The 22,171-nt window shown below is 36.4% G+C and carries 15 protein-coding genes; all 15 read left to right on the top strand.

What is annotated here, in order from left to right; genetic code table 11:
• Positions 1 to 5 precede the first annotated feature (5 nt).
• The 15 genes from GWK10_RS07565 to GWK10_RS07635 all read left to right on the top strand — a co-directional run bounded on the left by GWK10_RS07565 (position 6) and on the right by GWK10_RS07635 (position 22,169).
• Positions 6 to 3,947, top strand: a complete 3,942-nt coding sequence (locus tag GWK10_RS07565; RefSeq protein WP_164031126.1) for a two-component regulator propeller domain-containing protein — start codon at positions 6 to 8, stop codon at positions 3,945 to 3,947.
• A 133-nt stretch (positions 3,948 to 4,080) separates the two neighbouring features.
• On the top strand, positions 4,081 to 7,950 hold the full coding sequence (locus tag GWK10_RS07570; protein WP_164031129.1) for a hybrid sensor histidine kinase/response regulator transcription factor: 3,870 nt from the start codon (positions 4,081 to 4,083) through the stop codon (positions 7,948 to 7,950).
• An 88-nt stretch (positions 7,951 to 8,038) separates the two neighbouring features.
• On the top strand, positions 8,039 to 8,941 hold the full coding sequence (locus GWK10_RS07575; RefSeq protein WP_164031132.1) for a helix-turn-helix domain-containing protein: 903 nt from the start codon (positions 8,039 to 8,041) through the stop codon (positions 8,939 to 8,941).
• A 54-nt stretch (positions 8,942 to 8,995) separates the two neighbouring features.
• Positions 8,996 to 9,622, top strand: a complete 627-nt coding sequence (locus GWK10_RS07580; RefSeq protein ID WP_164031136.1) for a collagen-like protein — start codon at positions 8,996 to 8,998, stop codon at positions 9,620 to 9,622.
• 100 nt (positions 9,623 to 9,722) lie between these two features.
• Complete coding sequence (locus GWK10_RS18290; protein WP_204263103.1) at positions 9,723 to 10,322, top strand: collagen-like protein; 600 nt, start codon at positions 9,723 to 9,725, stop codon at positions 10,320 to 10,322.
• Between the two features lie 87 nt (positions 10,323 to 10,409).
• Positions 10,410 to 11,468 carry a Kelch repeat-containing protein gene (locus GWK10_RS07590; protein WP_164031139.1) on the top strand — a complete coding sequence of 353 codons (1,059 nt, stop codon included), beginning with the start codon at positions 10,410 to 10,412 and terminating at the stop codon, positions 11,466 to 11,468.
• A 9-nt stretch (positions 11,469 to 11,477) separates the two neighbouring features.
• The gene (locus tag GWK10_RS07595) at positions 11,478 to 12,791 is read left to right on the top strand and encodes a Kelch repeat-containing protein (RefSeq protein WP_164031904.1); all 1,314 of its coding nucleotides are present in this window, start codon (positions 11,478 to 11,480) and stop codon (positions 12,789 to 12,791) included.
• An 11-nt stretch (positions 12,792 to 12,802) separates the two neighbouring features.
• Positions 12,803 to 14,110, top strand: a complete 1,308-nt coding sequence (locus tag GWK10_RS07600; protein ID WP_164031143.1) for a Kelch repeat-containing protein — start codon at positions 12,803 to 12,805, stop codon at positions 14,108 to 14,110.
• Positions 14,111 to 14,142: 32 nt separating this feature from the next.
• A complete protein-coding gene (locus GWK10_RS07605) occupies positions 14,143 to 14,844 on the top strand; it encodes a hypothetical protein (RefSeq protein WP_164031147.1) in 702 nt (233 codons plus the stop codon).
• Between the two features lie 18 nt (positions 14,845 to 14,862).
• Positions 14,863 to 15,471: a hypothetical protein gene (locus GWK10_RS07610; protein ID WP_164031149.1), complete on the top strand. Its 609-nt coding sequence runs from the start codon at positions 14,863 to 14,865 to the stop codon at positions 15,469 to 15,471.
• Positions 15,472 to 15,704: 233 nt separating this feature from the next.
• Positions 15,705 to 16,376, top strand: a complete 672-nt coding sequence (locus tag GWK10_RS07615) for a succinate dehydrogenase cytochrome b subunit (protein ID WP_164031152.1) — start codon at positions 15,705 to 15,707, stop codon at positions 16,374 to 16,376.
• 15 nt (positions 16,377 to 16,391) lie between these two features.
• Positions 16,392 to 18,392: a fumarate reductase/succinate dehydrogenase flavoprotein subunit gene (locus GWK10_RS07620; RefSeq protein WP_164031155.1), complete on the top strand. Its 2,001-nt coding sequence runs from the start codon at positions 16,392 to 16,394 to the stop codon at positions 18,390 to 18,392.
• A 9-nt stretch (positions 18,393 to 18,401) separates the two neighbouring features.
• Complete coding sequence (locus tag GWK10_RS07625) at positions 18,402 to 19,148, top strand: succinate dehydrogenase/fumarate reductase iron-sulfur subunit (protein ID WP_164031158.1); 747 nt, start codon at positions 18,402 to 18,404, stop codon at positions 19,146 to 19,148.
• A 91-nt stretch (positions 19,149 to 19,239) separates the two neighbouring features.
• Positions 19,240 to 21,009, top strand: coding sequence for a MutS-related protein (locus GWK10_RS07630; RefSeq protein WP_164031160.1), 1,770 nt, complete (start codon positions 19,240 to 19,242; stop codon positions 21,007 to 21,009).
• A 17-nt stretch (positions 21,010 to 21,026) separates the two neighbouring features.
• Complete coding sequence (locus GWK10_RS07635) at positions 21,027 to 22,169, top strand: methionine aminotransferase (RefSeq protein WP_164031163.1); 1,143 nt, start codon at positions 21,027 to 21,029, stop codon at positions 22,167 to 22,169.
• Positions 22,170 to 22,171: the final 2 nt, after the last annotated feature.

The raw sequence follows: 22,171 nt of genomic DNA on the forward strand, positions 1-22,171 counted from the left end.
AAAGAATGTCCTTTTTTTTATGCTTTTTAGTGTCCCTTTCTTGCCTAATACTTCAAGGGCAAGATCAGATTACGTTTAGGCAATTATCCGTTAAAGAAGGGTTATCGCAAAATAGTGTCGTCTCAGTTGCACAGGATAGTATTGGAGCCTTATGGATTGCTACCCAAGACGGTCTAAATAAATACGACGGACAAAAATTTAAGCAATTTCCATTTCAATTTACCGACATTACCCGACCAGGATTTAGCAGTCTAGGCAAGGTTTTTATTGACAGAAAAAATAACATTTGGGTTATTCCAGAAGATAGAAAGTTATATAAAAGTGATCCTAATAATCTTGTTTTTGAGCCAATTCCCGATATCGAGAATGCGTATACCATTTATCAGGATGACAACGATAATTATTGGATTGGAACTACAACTGGAATCTTATATTTTCTAAACAGTAGTTCAGGAACCATTAACGACATCAAAATAAATAATCCCAATAAAAAAATCATTCATCAAATTAAAAGAGCCAGTAACAGCGCTATTTATATTCTTTACGACAATACGCTGGCAAAAGTGGATATTAACACTCAGGATTTAAGTGTTTACGCATCACAATCTCAAAATACCAATTCGGATATTACCGACTTTAGTGCATTTACTTTTGGTGACTATGGCGCGCTATGGGTTGCTACTTTTGGAAATGGGTTATTCTATAAAGCGAAAAACGATAGTATACTAAAAAGACCTTTAGTCTATAAAAGCTGGGCTGCGCTTCCAGAAAATATTAATATACAAGATCTTCATTCTGATTCGAAACAGCGTTTATGGATAGCAACCTATGGCGACGGGCTTTATATGTTAGATGATGATAATAGGAAAGTGCATCATTTTGAACCACAAAAAACCAACCCAAGAGCCCTTCACTATAAGGATGTTCTTTGTATTTATGAAGATTACCTCGGCACCATTTGGTTCGGAACAGATGGTGCAGGTCTTAGTTACTTCGACGAAAACCTTGAAAAGTTCAACTCATTTACCAATTATCAAACGCCAGAAAATATAAGTATCGATGTAGTACGTTCATTAGCTGTTTCTAATAATGAAATTTGGATTGGCACCTCAGGAAAAGGACTCACATCATACAATCTGCAATTGGATGGTTGGAAGACCTATTCGACGATAAATTCAGAAATTAACTCAGATAGAGTAATGAGCCTTCACTTAGATGAAGACAATGACCTTTGGATAGGAACTCAAGGAAAAGGACTTTCTACTTTAGATGAAAACGGACGTTTTACTAATTATTCAAATTCCCTTTCGGCAAATACAATATGGGATATTTTTCAAGACTCAAACGATCAATTTTGGCTAGCTACTCAAAATAGTGGACTCATCTTATTCGATAAAAAATCTCAAAAAGAGAGCAAATTTGATATTACTATAAATGAAAATAGCACCAAAACAACCCCAAGTATTCGTGTAATTGAAGAAGACGACAAAGGAAATTTGTGGTTAGGTACCGATCAACATAGTCTAATTTATTTCAACACCAAAACGGGGAATATTGAGCACATCATTAGTAATGACTTCAAAGCAATTAAATCATTGCACTATAATGATAATGCCCTTTGGATTGGAACCAATGGTAATGGACTAGTAAAGTTTAATGTTATAGATAAATCAAGTGAGAAATACACCATAGAAAATGGTCTTCCAAACAATGTTATATATTCCATTTTGCCTGATGAAAGCTCGAATTTATGGCTAAGTTCTAATAAAGGAATCACCAAGTTCACACCATCAGCAAATAATGATCAGCCAGTTATCAAAAATTACGCGAATTACGACGGATTAGCCACTGAATTTAATACTGGAGCGTATTTTAAGCATGAAAATGGCACGATGTACTTCGGGGGTCTAGATGGATTTTATTGGTTTCTTCCTGAAAATATTAAGGAGAATAACACCTTACCAAAAACAGTAATTACAGGAATGGAGGTTCTTGACCAGGAATTTCCTTTAAGTAATGCACCAGAACTAGATTATAATAAAAATACCATTGGCTTTACTTTTTCAAGCATGCAATTTTCGCTTCCTGATAAAAACAAATATCAATACCAGTTATTAGACTATGACGAGGATTGGATACAAGCTGGGTACAATAACTTCGTGCGATATTCGCAACTGCCACCTGGCCATTATACTTTTCAAGTAAAATCGAGCAATTATGATGGAGTTTGGAATGACGTTCCTGCCTCCTATTCATTCAAAATAAAGACGCCTTGGTATTTAAGTTTGTATGCGAAAATTGCTTATTTACTGTTAGCACTAACATTCGCATTTGCGGTTTACCGTTATATGAAATGGCGTTGGATGATGCAGCTAAATCTTAAATTGAAAGAAGATGAAGCACAAAAATTCAAGAATCTGAATACCCTAAAATCAAAATTATACACCGATATCGCACATGAGTTTAAGACACCACTTACATTAATTGCCGCTCCTCTAGAAGATAAGTTAAGAGAACCTGATTTGTCTCAAAAAGACCACTCAAACATGACGATGGCTACCAGAAACGTAAACCGCCTTTCTGATTTGGTAGATCAATTATTAGCACTTGCAAGATTGGATGATGGGAAGCAAAAAATTAAACTAAAAACAGAAGACCTTGGCTTATTTTTACACAGTATTTCGGAATTGTTTGAATATAAAGCCAAACAGAAAAAGATTGACTTTTCCAAAGTGATCAATGTTAGGGGCCTGATTAGTTATGATGATGATATTATTGAAAAAATCCTTACAAATCTTCTTTCTAACGCCATTAAATACACTCCAGAAAACGGAGTTTGCACCTTTCTGGCTGATCATAAAAATGATAGGCTAACACTCTTAGTTAAAAATGACACTGTCAATGCAGATGAATTACAACTTGATAAATTATTTAACAGATTTTATCAATTTGACAAAGATGCTGATGGGGCTGGAATAGGACTTTCGCTCGTAAAGGAATTGGTGAAACTATATAAGGGAACGATTGATGTATATCTTGATGATGACAAAAAAATATGCTTTCAAGTTGAAATACCAGCTGTTGTAGAAAGCCTCACACCTAAGATTGTGATAGATGAAAAACAAGATGATGTTGTTGATCAAGCACTAGTAAAGCAAACCACTTTTAAGCAAAAAGAAAATAATGAGCTACCAATTTTATTAATTGCCGAAGACCATCATGAGGTTCGAAAATTTGTAGTAAAAACATTTAAGGATACGTATCACGTATTAGATGCTCCTAATGGAAAAATAGGGTTAGAATTGGCGCTGGAGTACGTTCCCGATGTCATTCTTTCTGACATTCAAATGCCACTAATGAACGGGATTGAGTTATGCAACACTATAAAAACAGATCCTAGAACGAGTCATATTCCCGTAATTTTATTAACAGCAGGCTTCAATGAAGAAGTAGAGTTAGAAGGCCTTATTTCAGGAGCTGACGATTATGTAACCAAACCATTTAAATTCGCCGTTTTAGAACAACGCATTACAAATCTTATTAATATTAGAAAAACCTTAAGAGATAGATATAGTCAGGAGTTGATCTTAAAACCTAAGAATTTAGAAGTCACATCTGCAGATGAAAAATTCTTGAATGATATTCAAAAAGTGCTAGACGAACATCTTACAGACCCTGAATTTACAGCTGAAAAATTTAGCGAATATGCCAATATGAGTCGGATGCAATTGCACAGAAAATTAATGGCATTTACTGGATTGTCAACCTCAGCTTTTATTAGATCGCAACGCTTAAAAATGGCCTTACCTTTATTAGAAAACTCCTCTCAAAACATAAGCGAAGTTGCCTATGCTGTCGGGTTCGGAACACCCTCTTACTTCATGAAGTGTTTCAAAGAGACCTTTCATCAAACACCCAGCAATTACGTTGATTCTCAGAAAAAATAATTCCATTTTTACGATTCTCATTAAATAGTACCAAGCAAGGTTTTCTTCTTTTTAAAAGAAAACATCCTAATTACTAATTATTTGAGCAAGTCACGATCAGTAGTTTACACAAACTAATTCTTATATTAGTGATATGCGCTATCTAGGTATTGCAGTCATTATTTGCGGATTGAACATCCAGATTTTGAAAAGTCAACAACAAGATAAAATAAATCTTGAACCAGTAAATGATGGCTTAATCAATTCATGGGTTTCAGCTATCACCCAAGATAGCTTAGGTTTTATATGGATTGGAACCCAAGACGGACTTCATCGATATGATGGTTATCGTTATCAAGTATATAGAAATTCACCAGATGACGATGCAAGTATTGCCGCTAATTGGATTAAAGATATCGCAATTGATAGTAATGGAGATTTTTGGCTGGGAACTTATGGTGGTGGTGTATGCAAGTTCTCGGCGCGCACCGATACCTTTACCAATTTTGCAAAAGACAGTATTAACAAATTTTCAAGCAAGCTAGTCTCTGGTATTGCAGCAATTTCGGAAAACCATATTTTGAGTGCGACCGAAGATGGCTATGTCCAGTTCAACATTACTAAAAACACCTATAAAAACCTCAATATAGGTCATTTTCAAAGTGATATTGCAAAAGATGGAAGCACTATTTGGTTGGTTGACAAATCTGATGTTCTCATTAAATACAACCTTGATGATGAAACTTTAAATCAAATTTATGCCTTTGATGAACGCGTTATAAAATTGGTTTATGTTCCTAATGTAGGCTTGATAGTAGGTATGAAAAATCGTTTAATTTTGTTTAATAATGATAAGCCTACCAAAGAATTCGATATTCCTAATGATTTAAAAACCATTGAAATAGCCCAAGACGGAAGCATCCTAATAGTCGTAAAAAATGGTTTATATCAACTTGATATTAAAACATCAACCATAAAACAATTAGAAGTTAATATTGATTTGAATCAATACGAGCTCGAAACCATATTTATCGACGAATCAAATACCCTTTGGCTTGGCACTAATAAGGGATTATTTAAACAGGAAAAAAAATATCGCGCCTTTGCCCAAAACCATATCAAACTTCACGGACGACGAATTACAAAACATAAAGAAACTTTATATGTTGGAGGCAGCCAAGGTTTGTACCGAATTCTAAAAACACCTGAACAACTAATAAAAAACAGGAGAATTCTTGGTTTGTATAGCACAAATGATGAATTACTTGCTAGCTCTGACTATTCATATTATTATAAAATAAATAATCAAGAAATTGATAGTATCCAAATTGGCGAAAAAACAGGTCAAAAGCTAAGAGTACTAGGGCTGGAAATTGATAAAAACAAACGAAAGTGGATAGGTTCATGGTCTGGACTTTTTCTTTTTGATCCGGATAATCAACCACTAGGACACATATCTATTGAAACGGAATCCAATCTAGGTGAATCTAAAATCACACAAATGCACCTAGATCATAATGATCGTATGTGGATAATAACTTCCGGATATGGCATTTTTCGTATTGATAACGCTTCAACAATTCTAATAGATGAAATCTCAAAACACATTATAAACTATCGTAATGAAGCTGGTAATAGAAATAGTATTAATTCAAATCTTTTGTTAAGCTTAGAAGAAGATGAGAATGGTAATATGTGGTTTGGTACCGAAGCTGGTGTTGCTAATTACAATGAAAATAATTCCGCGTTTGATAGAATGTACTACCAAGATGAATTATTAAATAAAAAAATAATGACAATCAGAAAAGATGGTCAAAATCAATTGTGGATAACCACAATAAATGATGGTATTTATGTGTTCGAACAAAGTGGAAAAACAATAACACACTACACTAAAAGTGACGGATTAATATCCAATGCCTTTCTATATGGTTCGGGTTATTATGACGCTAAAAACAATAGCATGTACTTGGGTACTGATGAAGGAGTTCAGATAATAGACCTGTCAAAAAATCTAAAAAGCAGTATTTCCAAAAGTCCGGTAATAACTGAAATTATGGTTAATACCACAAATGATAAAACGCTAATAGCCCCTGCAAAAGCACCATATGTTAACAAGCTAACTTTAGCCGCAAATCAAAATGATTTTGCAATTCGATTTTCAACCTTAAATTTTGACAATCCCCAAAAAATACGGTATTACTACACAGTAGATCAAAAAAATTGGAAACTAGCTGACTTTCAAACAGCGTATTTCACTAATATGCCTTATGGCAAGCAAACTCTCACCTTAAAATCAGTTTATGATGGTGATGAAAACACAACTGCGGTCACGACCCTTCCTATTTTTATTAGTCCTCCTTGGTTTTTAAGCAATACTGCTAAGTTTGGTTATATTTTGCTTTTTTTAGGAATGTTATATGGTATTTATCGATACCAGAAATGGCGATGGCAAATGAAACTCAACTTGAACATCGAGAAACAAGAAGCAGCACATTTTAAAAAATTAAACGAGCAGAAGTCTAGATTATATACCGATATCGCCCATGAATTTAAAACTCCGCTCACATTAATTTCTGGACCTTTAGAAGATCAACTAAGGAACAATGATATTTCAAATAAAGATCGTACGAACATCTCTATAGCATCACGCAATGTTGAGCGACTTACCGTTTTAGTTGATCAACTTTTAGGATTAGCAAAGCTCGATGATGGCAAACAAAAACTTCATTTAAAAAGCGGCGACCTTGGTCTTTTTCTCCACTCGTTGGTCGAATCTTTTGAATATCAAGCTACAAAAAGGCAAATTGGTTTTGTCAAAGATATTCAAATTGTCAAACAAGTTTTTTACGATGAAGACGTTATTGAAAAAATTGTCGTCAACTTGCTTTCAAACGCATTAAAATATACATCAAACAATGGCGATTGTTTTTTTAGCGCCAAGATCGAATCTAATCAACTTTTAATAGTTGTCAAAAATGACGCAGATGAGCTAAATTCACTTCAGCTAGAAAAAGTGTTTACCCGCTTTTATCAATTTAATGATCATAATGAGGGTACCGGAATAGGCCTTGCACTAACCAAAGAACTTGTGGAATTATGCAAGGGAACAATCAATGTCTTTGTAGAAGATGATCAAAAAATAGCGTTTAAAGTTGTCCTTCCAATAAAAACTAATTCTCAAACAACAACAGACACAACGTCAATTAATTACTCAATTAAAACGAATGCCAGCAATGAATTTGACGAAACAAACACTTCAGAATTACCAATTTTACTAGTAATTGAAGACAATAATGAGTTACGAACCTTTATTCAGAATAACTTTGTAAAAACCTATCAAGTTCTAGAGGCAGCCAACGGAAAAACCGGTTTAGAAATGGCATTAGAATATGTTCCCGATGTCATTTTATCCGATATTCAAATGCCATTGATGAACGGAATGGAATTATGCGATACCTTAAAAGCTGATGAACGTACTAGTCATATTCCTGTAATTCTTCTTACTGCCAGTTTTAATCAAGAACATGAGTTAAAAGGGCTTTCGTCTGGCGCTGACGATTATATAACAAAGCCTTTTAAATTAGCAATTTTAGAACAGCGCATAGCGAATCAAGTTAATATTAGAAAACAGTTAAGGGCGCGATATCAGAAAGGAATGATCTTAAAACCGAAAGATCTTGCACTAACCTCAATCGATGAAGCCTTTTTAAATAACATTAAAAATATATTAGATTCTCATATTACCGATTCGGCATTTACAGCTGAAAAATTTTGTGAATATGCCAATGTTAGTCGTATGCAACTGCATAGAAAACTAGTGGCTTTGACAGGAATGTCTACATCGGCATTTATACGGTCGCAACGACTTCAATTAGCAACAGAAATGTTGAAAAACAGTGATCAGACAATTAATGAAATTGCCTACGCTATTGGTTTTAACACTCCCACTTATTTTATGAGGTGCTTTAAAGAAACCTTTGGCAAAACTCCATCTGAATATCTGGAAACAGAGCTAAAATAAGCTCTTGTTACATAATCATAGTATTAAGTTACATACGTGAAGTGATTAGGTTGAAGTGAATACTACTTTCATATAAAAAGAATTGAATATGAAAAAGGTAGTATCAAATGAAGTTAAAGAAATTCGAGCAATTAGCTTTTTCTCTTCTTCGCTACATGATAAAGAATCGATTGATGAAGTGCTTTGGGATATTACTAAAAACGTTATTCATGAGTTGGGCTTTATCGATTGTGTAATCTATGAACTCGATCCAGAAACAAACTTACTCCATCAGCGTGCTGCATATGGACACAAAAACCCAGCAGATGATTTTATTCATAACAAAATCACGCTTAAACTTGGTGAAGGTATTGTAGGAAGTGTTGCCATTTCTAAAACTGCAACACTAGTAAGAGACACTTCAGCCGATGACAGATATATTGTTGATGATGCTAGACGACTTTCGGAATTATCTGTTCCTATAATTATCAATGATGAGCTTTTTGGTGTAATTGATTCTGAGCATCCGGAAAAGGCTTTTTTTAATGAACGACATCTTCACCTACTTACTATTATAGCCGCCTTGTGTTCTCAAAAGATTATGAGTTTAAAAAACAAATCGAGAAAACCACTCAACAGCGCTAATGAATATTTTCAAAAGCTAGAACACCTAATGCAAGTGGACAAAATTTATCAAAACCCCAACCTGAGTTTATCTTCGACAGCCGATTTGCTTGGCATTTCGGCCTGTTACCTTTCCAGTTTAATCAATTCGGTTATTGAGGGCAGTTTTATTGATTATATTAATGCATATCGCATTGCCGATGTAAAATCGAACTTACACTCCCCTGGGTTTCATCATTACACAATACTATCTGTTGGCTTAGAAGCTGGTTTTAACTCGAAGTCCACTTTTTATAATGCATTCAAAAAACATACGGGTATGTCTCCTAGCGATTACAGGGATAAAGACCCCTTTACAGTCCAGTTTCTTTCGAATTTAAATATTTAGGACTAATACAGTAGATGTCGTTTTTAGGTTTGGAAAAATTTAAATCTAAAAGTGATGAAAACAATAAACATTTTAAAAAGACTAACAACACTCTATTTCATAACCGCATTATTTGCCGTTGGCTGCTCTCCAGAAGATGGCGAACAAGGACCAGCAGGACCCGCTGGCCCGCAAGGTGAACAAGGCCCATCTGGGCAAAACGGTACCGATGGACAAGACGGGGCTGATGGCGCTCAAGGTGAGCAAGGTGAAACCGGGACGGCTAATGTTATTTACTCTGATTGGATTGCTAGAGATTTTGAAACTGCAGGGGCAGCTACAACCAATGAACAATTGTTAACCTCGTTCAATCCCGCTGAATACAATCTTAATGAAGATGTACTACTTGTATTTGGTAGACAGAACATAAATGCTATCGTTTCTAACGTGTATCAATTGCCTTACATCCTAACTTCACAGCAGGAATTCTATAGTTTTCGAGTAAGTAGTTTTTCTGGAGGAAGTTCGTTACGTATCGAAGTTTCAGCGCTAGACGGAGGAACCAATTTATATACTTTCTTTGATGATTTTAGGTATGTCATCATTCCTGGCGGACAACAAACAACTGGTAAACAAACCCCACCCGACTATTCCAAAATGTCTTATGAAGAAGTTGCTAAACTTTTTAACATCAAAGACTAGATTGGTTTGAATGATAGCCCTCCTTAACAATTAGGTTGGATGGAATTGCAGGAGGGCTTTCTCATAAAAAATGATACTAAAGATCTTTAAAACAGAAAAGATGAAAACAATTAATATTTTCCAAAAAATAACATTTATCTATTTACTAATTGGACTAGTCGCTATAGGATGTTCTCCTGAGGATGGCGCACAAGGTCCCGCGGGACCAGCTGGTCCGCAAGGTGAACAAGGACCACAGGGACAAGAAGGAACGCAAGGAGAACAAGGTGAGTCCGGAAATGCAAATGTTATTGTCTCCGATTGGATTCAAAATGGATTTTCTCCAGGAGGTGGCTTACTACAAAAAGTATTTACTTTAGCAACCGACACAGAAATCACTTCACTTAATATCGATTTAGATCGTAGCACTATTATGGTTTATGGCAGGGGTAATGTCTTGGCAATAATGGGAGACGAAGTGATACCCTTGCCTTATTATCGAGCCGCTACGGAAGACACTTACTCTTTTACATTTGGCGATGGGTCACTCCGCGCACTAGGCATAACCCCGAATGACGGCACTAATGATTTTGATCTTTTTGATGATTATCGGTACGTAATTATTCCTGCAGATAATTCCCAATCCGGTAAACAAACCCCACCCGATTATTCTAAAATGTCTTATGATGAAATTGCCAAATTTTTTGGCATCAAAGATTAGATTAATGTGACCCTAAAGCCCTCTTCAATTAGGTTTTGGATGGAACTTTAATCTAGAGGGCTTTTACTTCACTAAACACAAAATATCATGAAAACAAAACAACTAGTACTATTAAGTCTGATTGTGATAATTAGCGCCTGTCAAAAACAGGAAATTACAGAACCAGAAAAGCTTAATGCAAGTAAACTTGGCCTTGGGGCAACCCCGCTATCTTTAAAAGGAGAGTTAATAAATAAAGAAACTCCTTTTCCGAAGCGGGCCTATCATACATCATTAAACTTTGATAAAAGTATCTGGATAATAGGTGGGCTAGCTGCCGATGTTGAAGGCTATGAAAACGATGTTTGGCGATCTGAAAATGGTAAAGAATGGAAATTAGTCAATCCAGACGCCAATTTTAATGGACGCATGGCTCATGCATCCACAGTTCACGATAAAAAAATGTGGGTAATTGGCGGTAAAAATGGAGCAGCGGGTCAGTTAAGTCCAAATAACGAGGTTTGGCACTCAAAAGATGGTAAACACTGGGAATTCGCAACTAAGAATGCGCCATTTTCTGCTCGATCAGCGCATACACTTACGGCTTTTAAAGGCAGAATGTGGCTAATCGGAGGCGAGGGAAAAGAATCTTCCGATATAAAAAAGGATATATGGGTTAGTGGTGATGGAGCTAATTGGGTGCTCGCTAACTCAAATCCACCTTTTGGTAAACGTAAAGGCCATACTACTCTAGTACATGATAACAAACTTTGGGTAATAGGTGGAATCTCTTATAGCGGTGTTAGCTCAGGTTTTTCAAATGACGTATGGTATTCGTCTGACGGTATTAATTGGAATCTAGCCACTCCTGATGCAGGTTTTAAATCAAGACTTGGTCATACAGCAGTTTCCTATAACAAAGGCATGTATGTAATGGCTGGTCATGCTGGGTTTGCAAATTTTCTTAATGATGCCTGGCGCAGTACTGATGGTATTAATTGGAAAAAAGTAAGTATTACAAACGAGTTCAAAACCAGAGCAAATCATACTTCAATAGTATATGATAATCGTATTTGGACCATCTCAGGTTTTCCGGTTATCTCCTATCCTATAAAAAATGGTGTTTACACCGAAGGTTTCCATAGTGATGTATGGGCTTTTCAATAATCTGTAATCATGAAAAAAGCAGTTATCTATATTAGTAGTTTCATGTTATTTGCGTCATGTAGCAAAGATGACAATAGTACTGAAACCTTAAATACACCACCGGAGGCTTTCGATTTAGTAGGCATCACTAACAAAGCAACTGATGTGGGCACTTCACCAATGTTAACTTGGCAAGCGGCAACCGATATCGATGGAGATGAATTGGTGTATGATATATATTTAGAAGATCATTCCCCTAACACATTTACAGCCATAGGAGGGGAAAACGATCCCCCTCCCGAACCCACGAAAATTATTGCTCAGGGAATTTCTGACACTAGCTATAACGTTGCCAGACTTGATTTAAGCGCTCGTATTACATGGAAAGTAGTTGCGCGAGATAATAAGGGTGGCGTCACCGAAAGTGACACATTCGAATTTCGAACACGAGAAATAAATATGAGAGAAAATCCTATTGTTGATTCAGCTCCTTTTAATTCTCGATATGGTCATAGTACCATTTTCTTTCAAGACAAATTTTGGCTCATTGGAGGCTTTGCTCAAGGTGAAAGCCATACAAATGATATTTGGTCAAGTACTAATGGTGAAGAATGGGTTTTAGAAACTGATACGGCTCCATTCGAGCCAAGAACCCAACATAATGTAGTCATTTTCAAAGAAAGGTTATGGCTTTTGGGTGGTATAATTGAAGGCGGTCATATTGCCGATATATGGTCATCTGCTGACGCTATTAATTGGGAAAAAGAAACCGACAACCCTGCTTACGGCAATGTGTCCGTTCCTAAAGTGGCGGCCTTTAAAAATAAGCTTTATGTATTTGGCGGAAACGAAACTAGTTCAACAGTAGGTGAAACACCCGATGACATATGGAGCTCAGAAGATGGAGTTAATTGGGAACTAGAAACCGATTCAGCTCCATATGGTCTCAAAGCAGGATTTAAGGTGGTTGTGTTTAACAATAAGATGTTCGTTTTGGGTGGACAATCTGTGGATTCTTTCACATATTCTTCTGCTATTTGGTACACTACTGATGGCCAAAACTGGACGGAAGACATAGGTATTAACAACTTCTCACGAAGAGCAAGTTTTAACGTTACGACATTCGATAACAAATTATGGATCACTGGTGGTTTCAATGAAGACGGAATTTTAAATGATTTATGGTTTACTAGAGATGGTTTTAACTGGAGGAGACAAACCACTAATGCAAATTATCAACCTCGTTTTCGTAGCTCTTTTTGCAGTAATGGCAAGGAACTGTATTTGATTGGTGGAGCCAGTTTTGAAGATGGGTTTTTCAATGATATATGGATGTTTGATTAAAAATAAAAGCAATGAAAAACTATAAAATTCAATTATTAGTAATAATGCTTATCGCTATTGTAGCGTGTAGTAAAGATGACGGCACTGCACCCGAACCTATTGCGGAACCAGGCCCAATAGTAAATCCTGAACCTGATCCAGATCCAGATCCGGATCCAGCAAATCAACCTCCAGATAACTTTGGATTAATTAGTGTTGAAAATGAGATGGATAATGTTGATGTAGTGCCTAGTTTCAATTGGGAAACTGCTACCGATCCAGATGGAGATACTATTGTTTATGATTTAATTTTAGATGTACAAAACCCTCCAACCACTTTATATCAAAATGACTTGACCGAAAACGATTTTGAAGTGACTGAACGATTGTCAATGCTTGAAACCTATTATTGGAAAGTCATCGCAAAGGACAATAAAGGTGCTAGTGTCGAAACTGAAGTTTTCAGTTTTACCACAAGAGACCTTAGAGTACCAGAAACGGCGACTGAAGAAAATCCAGGTTTTGCAGAAAGACGTCGTGCCGTTACAACAGTATTTAATGATAAGTTATGGGTCATCGGTGGTGCCGATAAAGATTTCAACTTGTTAAGTGATGTATGGAATAGTGATAATGGCACTAATTGGAGTGTAGTCAATCCGGTTGCTGATTTTGCAGGAAGATGGGATCACTCATTGGTAGTTTTTAATGACAAACTATGGATTTTGGGTGGTTTTGATGGAGATAATTATTTGAATGATGTTTGGAATAGCGAAGACGGTATCAACTGGAATCAGATAACTACAGCAAATATATTTTCAGAAAGAGGCAGACATACCTCAGTTATTTATAATGACAAGATTTGGGTCATTGGTGGTTACGACGGGCAAACTTTAGGTGATGTATGGTATAGCGAAGATGGAATAACATGGACTCAAGCAACCGAGGGGGCAGCTTTTGAAAAAAGATCGATGCACACTTCGGTAGTATTCGATAATAAAATGTGGCTAATAGCAGGATCAAACGGACAACGAAAAAGTGATGTTTGGTACAGTGAAAATGGAGCAGATTGGACAGAGGCTACTTTAGGAGCGGCCTTTTCATCACGAATTAGGCTTAGTTCTTTCGTTTTTGACAATAAGATGTGGATAGTTGGTGGTGCCAATCCCGGAGCACAAAATGATATTTGGCATAGTCAAAATGGAATAAACTGGACTAAAGTGATATCCGATTTTTCTTTCTCAGAACGCTTTGACCATACGACAACGGTCTTTCAAAATAAAATATGGCTAATTGCAGGTTACGATGGTGAGTATTTAAAGGATATCTGGGCATTCGATTAGGTTAATCAAAAGCAAATTTAAAATATAAAAAAATGAAACTTTTTCAATTAGTAATAGCAATTCTAACCATTGTTGGTAGCTATAGTTGCAGCAATGATGACATTGAAAATTCAACCAGTGGCATACACTTTGAATATGCTGCTTCAACTTTAGAAACAACGTTTAGAAATGACGGATCATATGCTCCAGTAATTCTAGATTGGAATGGAGATGTAGGCACCTTTTCCATCTCTTCACCAAGTGAAATTCTGAGTCGGGGTCATATCGTTATTGATGAAAATACCGGGGTAATTTCATGGGAAAGTAATGTTCCTTTGGGTGAATGGTTACTAATTATAGAGGCCAGAAACAGCAACACAACTGCTACCGTAGAAATCACTTTCAGCAACAAGTTTGTCAAAGGTTTCTTTGTAGGTGGTTTCGTTGAAGATACTTCAGATGAACCAGATTACGCTGCAATACCAAACGAGTATGTGTTAACCCTAAAGGAAGGCGGAACCTTTTTAATGGAAAACTTCGACAATTCTGATTTAGACTTCGAGGGAACATGGGAAGCAAATGGTTCGAATTTAATTGCAACAAAAGATGAAGAAACTGGAGTTGAACCTTTCAAAATGGCCGGTTTCATATCAGTAAGTTCACAAACAAAAATAGACGGTAAATATGGTACCAGCATATCTTCTGAAGGCGAAATAACAGATCTTAAAGGAATTTTCAGATTTGAACTGGATTAAGAATAAAAAACAATGTCTATGAAACAACTTATAATCATACTAACAGTACTTATAACTACAATCACCATGGCACAGGAAAAAAACACCATTAGTTTAAACGAACGAGTCCGGTTTTTAGACAAAAACCCAGCATATCAGGCATCTGTTGTGGTTTCAACCTACTACGCCAATTATGGAAAAAGTAGCATTACCGCAACACAACTAATTGATGGTTTTAAAGAAAAACTTACACAAAGTGAGATTGATTTAAGCCAAGTAAAAAAAGATGAAATAGGGTACATCACTTTAAGTTTAGGTAAAGAAGGAATGTTGTATCATTTTAAAACTAATTCTAAAGAAGATGCATTAAAATTTGCAAATACCAATGCCTTGGGAAGTTCAAGATTAAGCTATGATTATGTTGCAAAATTAGACCCTGATGAAGAAGCTGAAATTATTAAAAAAGCGATTGATAAAGCAAGGAATCGGGCAAGTGGCATTGCTGGCAAAATGAATAAAAATCTCGGTGAAATTATCAAATTAGAAACCAACTATGACGGAGATGAATGGATACGAGGCATTTTTAGAGATACCGCAATTGGCGAACTCGTTTTTGATATCGAAATAGATTTTGAGCTTCTAGATTAAAGAATGATTAATCTAACATTATCCCTGAATTAGAGCTTAAAAACCCCAACATGTTTGTTGGGGTTTTTGTTTAACCTATACATATATTTGAAAACGTTTTCGTTTAATATCTTCAACAGAAAAGCAATTCATCTTAAAACCATTCTAAATACTAAGCAAAAGCCTTAACAAAGTTTGTTAAAACGGGGTTTGTAGTCTAAATTTGTTATTCAAATTAAACTTAAAACCAAAGAATGGCTTCAATCTTTAGTTCTTCAATTGGAAGAAAATTCGCGATGGCACTTTCGGCTTTCTTCCTAATGGTGTTCTTGCTTCAACATTTTGCAATTAATATTTTATCAGTTTTTAGTCCAGATTCCTTTAATGAAGTTTCTCATTTTATGGGAACATTTTGGGCTGTGCAATTCTTATTACAACCAATTTTAATTTTCGGTGTTGTGTTTCACTTTATTATGGGGTTTGTATTAGAAATTAAAAACAATAAATCACGTGCTGTTAGTTACGCCAAAAATAAAGGTAGTGCTAACTCTACCTGGATGTCAAGAAACATGATTTGGAGTGGTGGATTTATTCTGATATTCATTGTCATCCATTTTATTGATTTTTGGATTCCTGAAATAAACACGAAATATATTGTTGGTGATATGTCTGGACTTCACAATGGTGAATTTAGATACTATGAAGAATTAAGAGAGAAATTTGTTCCTATCTGGAGAGTTGGTCTTTACTGTTTAGGATTTGTATTTCTTGCCTTGCATTTACTGCATGGTTTCAACTCCGCTTTTCAATCAGTTGGGGCTAATAATAAATATACTAACGGGCTAAAAGGTTTTGGTAAAGTATATGCAATCGGAATTCCGGTTGGATTTATTTTCATCGCTTTATTCCACCATTTTACTCACTAAAAATCACTTACTGACATGGCAATATTAGATTCTAAAATACCAGCAGGTCCATTAGCAGATAAGTGGACAAATCATAAAAACAAGATCAATCTTGTAAACCCAGCTAACAAACGTCTTATCGATGTTATTGTTGTAGGAACGGGATTGGCAGGAGGTTCTGCTGCAGCAACCCTTGCAGAACTCGGTTATAATGTAAAAGCTTTTTGCTTTCAAGATTCACCACGACGCGCGCACTCGATTGCTGCGCAAGGGGGAATTAATGCTGCGAAAAATTATCAAGGAGATGGGGATTCAACCTATCGTCTATTCTACGATACTGTAAAAGGAGGAGATTACCGTTCTCGTGAAGCGAATGTTTATCGTTTAGCAGAAGTATCTATCAATATTATTGATCAATGTGTAGCGCAAGGGGTTCCTTTCGCTCGCGATTATGGTGGATTATTAGATAACAGATCATTTGGTGGAGTATTGGTGTCGCGCACCTTCTACGCCAAAGGACAAACCGGACAACAATTGTTACTAGGTGCATATTCTGCCATGAATCGCCAAATAGGCCGTGGTAAAATAAAAATGTATGCGCGTCACGAAATGTTAGACGTTGTAATCGTTGACGGAAAAGCAAGAGGAATTATTGCACGTAACTTGGTTACAGGTGAAATTGAAAGACATTCCGCTCATGCCGTTGTATTAGGAACGGGAGGTTATGGAAATGCCTTTTATCTTTCTACATATGCCATGGGTTCTAACGTGACTGCAGCTTGGAAAGCGCACAAACGGGGTGCATTTTTCGCGAACCCATGTTATACGCAAATTCACCCAACATGTATTCCAGTTTCTGGAGATCATCAGTCGAAATTGACATTGATGTCTGAATCGTTACGTAATGACGGACGCATTTGGGTACCAAAGCATAAAAAAGATGTTGAAGCTATTCGTGATGGAAGCTTAAAGCCAACACAAATAGCTGAAGAAGATAGAGATTACTACCTAGAACGTCGTTATCCTGCTTTTGGAAACTTGGTGCCTCGTGATGTCGCATCGCGTGCCGCTAAAGAACGTTGTGATGCTGGATACGGAGTTAACAAAACAGGAGAAGCTGTCTATCTAGATTTTGCTTCTGCTTTTATGCGTTATGGTAAAGAGCAAGCACACGTAAAAGGTCTAGATGAAAATGATGAAGCCTTAGTTAAAAAACTAGGTCAGGAAATTGTACGAAATAAATACGGAAATCTGTTCCAGATGTATGAGAAGATTGTAGCTCAAAATCCATACGAAACACCAATGATGATTTATCCTGCGGTGCATTATACGATGGGTGGCATTTGGGTTGACTATAATCTGATGACTACAGTACCAGGTCTATATGCAATTGGCGAGGCTAATTTCTCTGATCACGGAGCTAACCGCCTAGGTGCATCTGCCCTAATGCAAGGATTGGCTGATGGGTATTTTGTTTTACCATATACAATCGGTGATTATTTAGCCGACGATATTAGAACAGGACCAATCTCTACAGAATCAAAAGAATTTGACGACGCTGAGAAGAACGTTACTGAAACTATTGATAAACTAATCAATAATAATGGTTCTAAATCTGTTGACCATTTCCACAAACGATTAGGAAAAATCATGTGGAACAAATGCGGAATGGCAAGGAATGAAAAAGATTTAAAAGAAGCTATATCGGAAATTGCTGAGCTAAGGGCTGAGTTCTGGAATGATGTTAAGATTCCTGGTACTGCGACTGAATATAATGAAGAACTGGCAAAAGCGGGACGTGTTGCAGATTTCTTAGAACTAGGTGAATTGTTTGCTAAAGATGCCTTGTTTAGAGAAGAATCTGCCGGAGGACATTTTAGAGAAGAATATCAAACACAGGAAGGCGAAGCAATGCGTAAAAAGGAATTTCAGTTTGTTTCCGCTTGGGAATACAAGGGAGAACCAAAAGATGCCGTTCTTCATAAAGAAGAATTGGCATATGAAAATATTGAAGTTAAAGAAAGAAGTTACAAATAAAAAAGAGCTATGAATTTAACACTAAAAATTTGGCGTCAAAAAGGTGCTAATGATAAAGGAAAGATAGTCGACTATGCAGTTAGCGAAGTATCGCCAGATATGTCTTTCTTAGAAATGCTAGATGTTTTAAATCAAGATCTTATTGAGAAAGGAGAAGAACCCGTTGCCTTTGACCACGATTGTCGAGAAGGTATCTGCGGTATGTGCTCTATGTTTGTGAACGGTCAGGCTCACGGACCAGACTCAATGGTCACCGTTTGTCAGCTTCACATGAGAAGTTTTAATGACGGAGATACTATTTATATAGAGCCTTGGAGAGCTACAGCATTCCCCGTTATTAAAGACCTAATAGTCGACCGAACTGCTTTCGATCGCATACAACATGCAGGAGGTTTTATTTCAGTAAATACTTCAGGTAATACCCAAGATGCAAATGCAATTCCTATTGAAAAAGCAAATGCTGATGCCGCTTTTGATGCTGCAACCTGTATTGGATGTGGCGCTTGTGTAGCGAGTTGCAAAAACTCAAGTGCGATGCTTTTTGTATCCGCTAAAGTTTCTCAATTTGCCTTATTACCACAAGGACAAGTTGAAGCTACTGATCGTGTTTTAAATATGGTAAAACAAATGGACGAAGAAGGTTTTGGTAATTGCACCAACACGGGAGCATGTGAAGTCGAGTGTCCTAAAGGAATTTCTTTAGAGAACATCGCGCGCATGAACCGTGAATATTTAAAGGCAAGCTTAAAAGGCTAAAAGTTCGACTACATACGAACTAACATAATCTAAAATCCCATACCACAGGTTTGGGATTTTTTGTTTCTTGCACCCACCAATTTTTTCATCAATGCAAAGCCCAACCGATTTTTACAATCAACAACAACAACAGTTTGAAGAAAGTCTTCGCAAAACGAAAAAGCGGCTTTTTTCGCTAAGCACCATTCGACTTGTTGTGTTTCTCGCCACCATTACTGGTGTTTATTTCTTTTTTGATCAAAGTAGAATTGCAACTGCTATCGGAATAGCGGGTATTATACTATTTCTTTACCTCGTTTCTCGATTTACTGATATCAAGAAAAAAGCAGCCGTTGAGCAAGCATTAATCCAACTTAACAAAGATGAATTAACAATTTCTTCGGGAGATTTTTATAACCGTGACACTGGTAAAGAATTTATAAACCCGAAACATGAATTTAGCAATGATATTGACTTATTTGGCAAAGGTTCATTCTTTCAATACGTTAATAGAACGGGTACTTTTCAAGGGAAAAACGAATTAGTAAATCTTCTTACTTCAAACGATATTTTTAAAATTGAAGAAAAGCAAAAAACAATAAAAGAGTTGACAACCAAGCCAAAATGGCGACAGCATTTTACAGCACTAGCATCCACTATTAAAGTCCAAATCAAGCCCAAAGTCATATTAGATTGGTTTGCAAACTATAGGCCGTTTTTATCCGATGTTATGGCTTGGATTCCTTTCTCTTTCTCTACGCTTTCCATCGTTGCCATTGTTTTAATGTTTGTAGGACTAATGAGCTTCTTTCAATTATTGATTTGGATGTTTATCGGACTTGGAATTACAGGGATTTACTTAAAAAAAATCAATATGCTTTCGCTTCACACAAGCGAGGTAAAAGAAACTTTTCAGCAGTACAGCTTGCTGCTAACTCTAATTGAAAAAGAAACTTTTGAAGCTGCTTTACTGAAAGAGCAACAGGAAAAAATAAGAACTGAAAAGAAATTAGCTTCGGATATCTTTAAAGATTTTTCAAAAGCCCTCGACGCTCTTGATAATAGAAATAATGTGTTTTCTGCCATTTTTGCCAACGGATTTTTTCTTTGGGATATCATGCAATCCTATCGCATCGAAAAATGGATTAGCAAATACAATACTCAGGTCGAAGCTTGGTTTGAAACAGTTGCATTTTTTGATGCCTATAACAGCTTGAGCGGGCTTGCATTTAATCATCCGCATTTTAGTTACCCTATTTTAGGTGATGACTCCAGTACTATTAATGCGGAACAACTCGGTCACCCGATGTTATCGCCCGTTAAACGTGTAGATAGCGATTTTGAAATGGACACCACTTCATTTTTCATTATTACCGGAGCCAATATGGCGGGGAAAAGTACTTTTTTACGTACCGTTTCTTACTTTATCGTCATGGCAAATTGTGGCTTACCCGTTTGTGCTAAAAATGCAAGATACAACCCGATAAAATTAATCACCAGTATGCGAACTTCAGATTCGTTGACTGATGAAGCTTCTTATTTCTTCTCAGAATTATCTAGGCTTAAATTCATTAAAGACAGTATTCAAAAAGACCGTTACTTTATTGTTTTAGATGAGATCTTAAAAGGAACGAACAGTACGGATAAAGCTCAAGGTTCCAGAAAATTTGTAGAACGCCTCGTGAATTTACATGCCACCGGCATCATAGCAACTCACGATCTTAGCCTATGCGAAATCGAAAAAGAATTGCCAGAAATTAAGAACTACTATTTCGATGCAGAGATTATTAATGACGAGCTTTTCTTCGATTATAAATTGAAAAAAGGGGTCTGTCAAAATATGAATGCTTCCTTCTTATTAAAAAAGATGGATATCGTATAAATCCGTAAATTGCTTAGATGCAATTCACATCAAAACTACCTGATCTGCCGACCACAATTTTTACTATAATGAGTCGGTTGTCGCATGAGCACAGCGCCATTAATTTATCGCAAGGTTTCCCTAATTTTGAGCCAGATCCAGTTCTTGTAAATCTGGTTTCTGAGGCAATGAATTCTGGCTACAATCAGTACGCACCTATGGCCGGAACATACTCCCTTCGAGAAGCCATTTCTAACAAAATAAATTCGCTTTATAGTCACAAATACAATCCGGAACATGAGATTACAGTAACCTCTGGAGCAACACAGGCTATCTATACCATCATTAGCACGTTTATACACAAAAATGATGAAGTAATTATTTTAAAACCAGCCTACGATTGCTACGAACCAGCAATTGAATCTAATGGAGGTATCCCCGTTTTTGTGCAGTTAGAAGGAAGTAATTTTAAAATTAATTGGGAGGTCTTGAAACAAAAGATCAATCCTAAAACCAAAATGCTCATCATTAACACTCCGCATAATCCCAGCGGATCGATTTTGAGTGATGATGATATGAAAAAATTGGCTTCACTTTTAAAGGACACTAATATCATTTTACTAAGTGATGAGGTGTATGAGCATATTGTATTTGATGGTGAAGAGCACCATAGTGCTTCTAAATATCCTGACTTAGCCGAACGAACATTTGTTTGCGCCTCCTTCGGAAAGACTTTTCATACCACAGGATGGAAAATGGGATATTGCGCAGCTCCAAAAGAGCTTATGGATGAGTTTAGAAAGATCCACCAATTTAATGTGTTCTGCGTAGATCATCCAAAGCAAAAAGCACTGACAACCTATTTAAAAACGCCAGAAAATTACTTATCACTTAACCAGTTCTACCAGAATAAGCGTGATGTATTTTTAGAAGCAATGGCAAAGACCAAATTTAGATTTACACCTTCAAAAGGCACCTTCTTTCAATTGATGGATTATACGGATATAACAGATGAAGCTGATACTGTTTTTGCTGAGCGATTGGTTAAAGAATTTGGAGTAGCTGCTATTCCCGTTTCCGTTTTTAATGTGAATAATGAAGACCATAAAGTGCTTCGATTTTGCTTTGCCAAGAAGGACGAAACTCTGGTTGAGGCTGCCGAGATTTTAGCAAGAATTTAGAA

This window comes from Spongiivirga citrea, assembly GCF_010671565.1.
GTDB lineage: Bacteria > Bacteroidota > Bacteroidia > Flavobacteriales > Flavobacteriaceae > Spongiivirga > Spongiivirga citrea.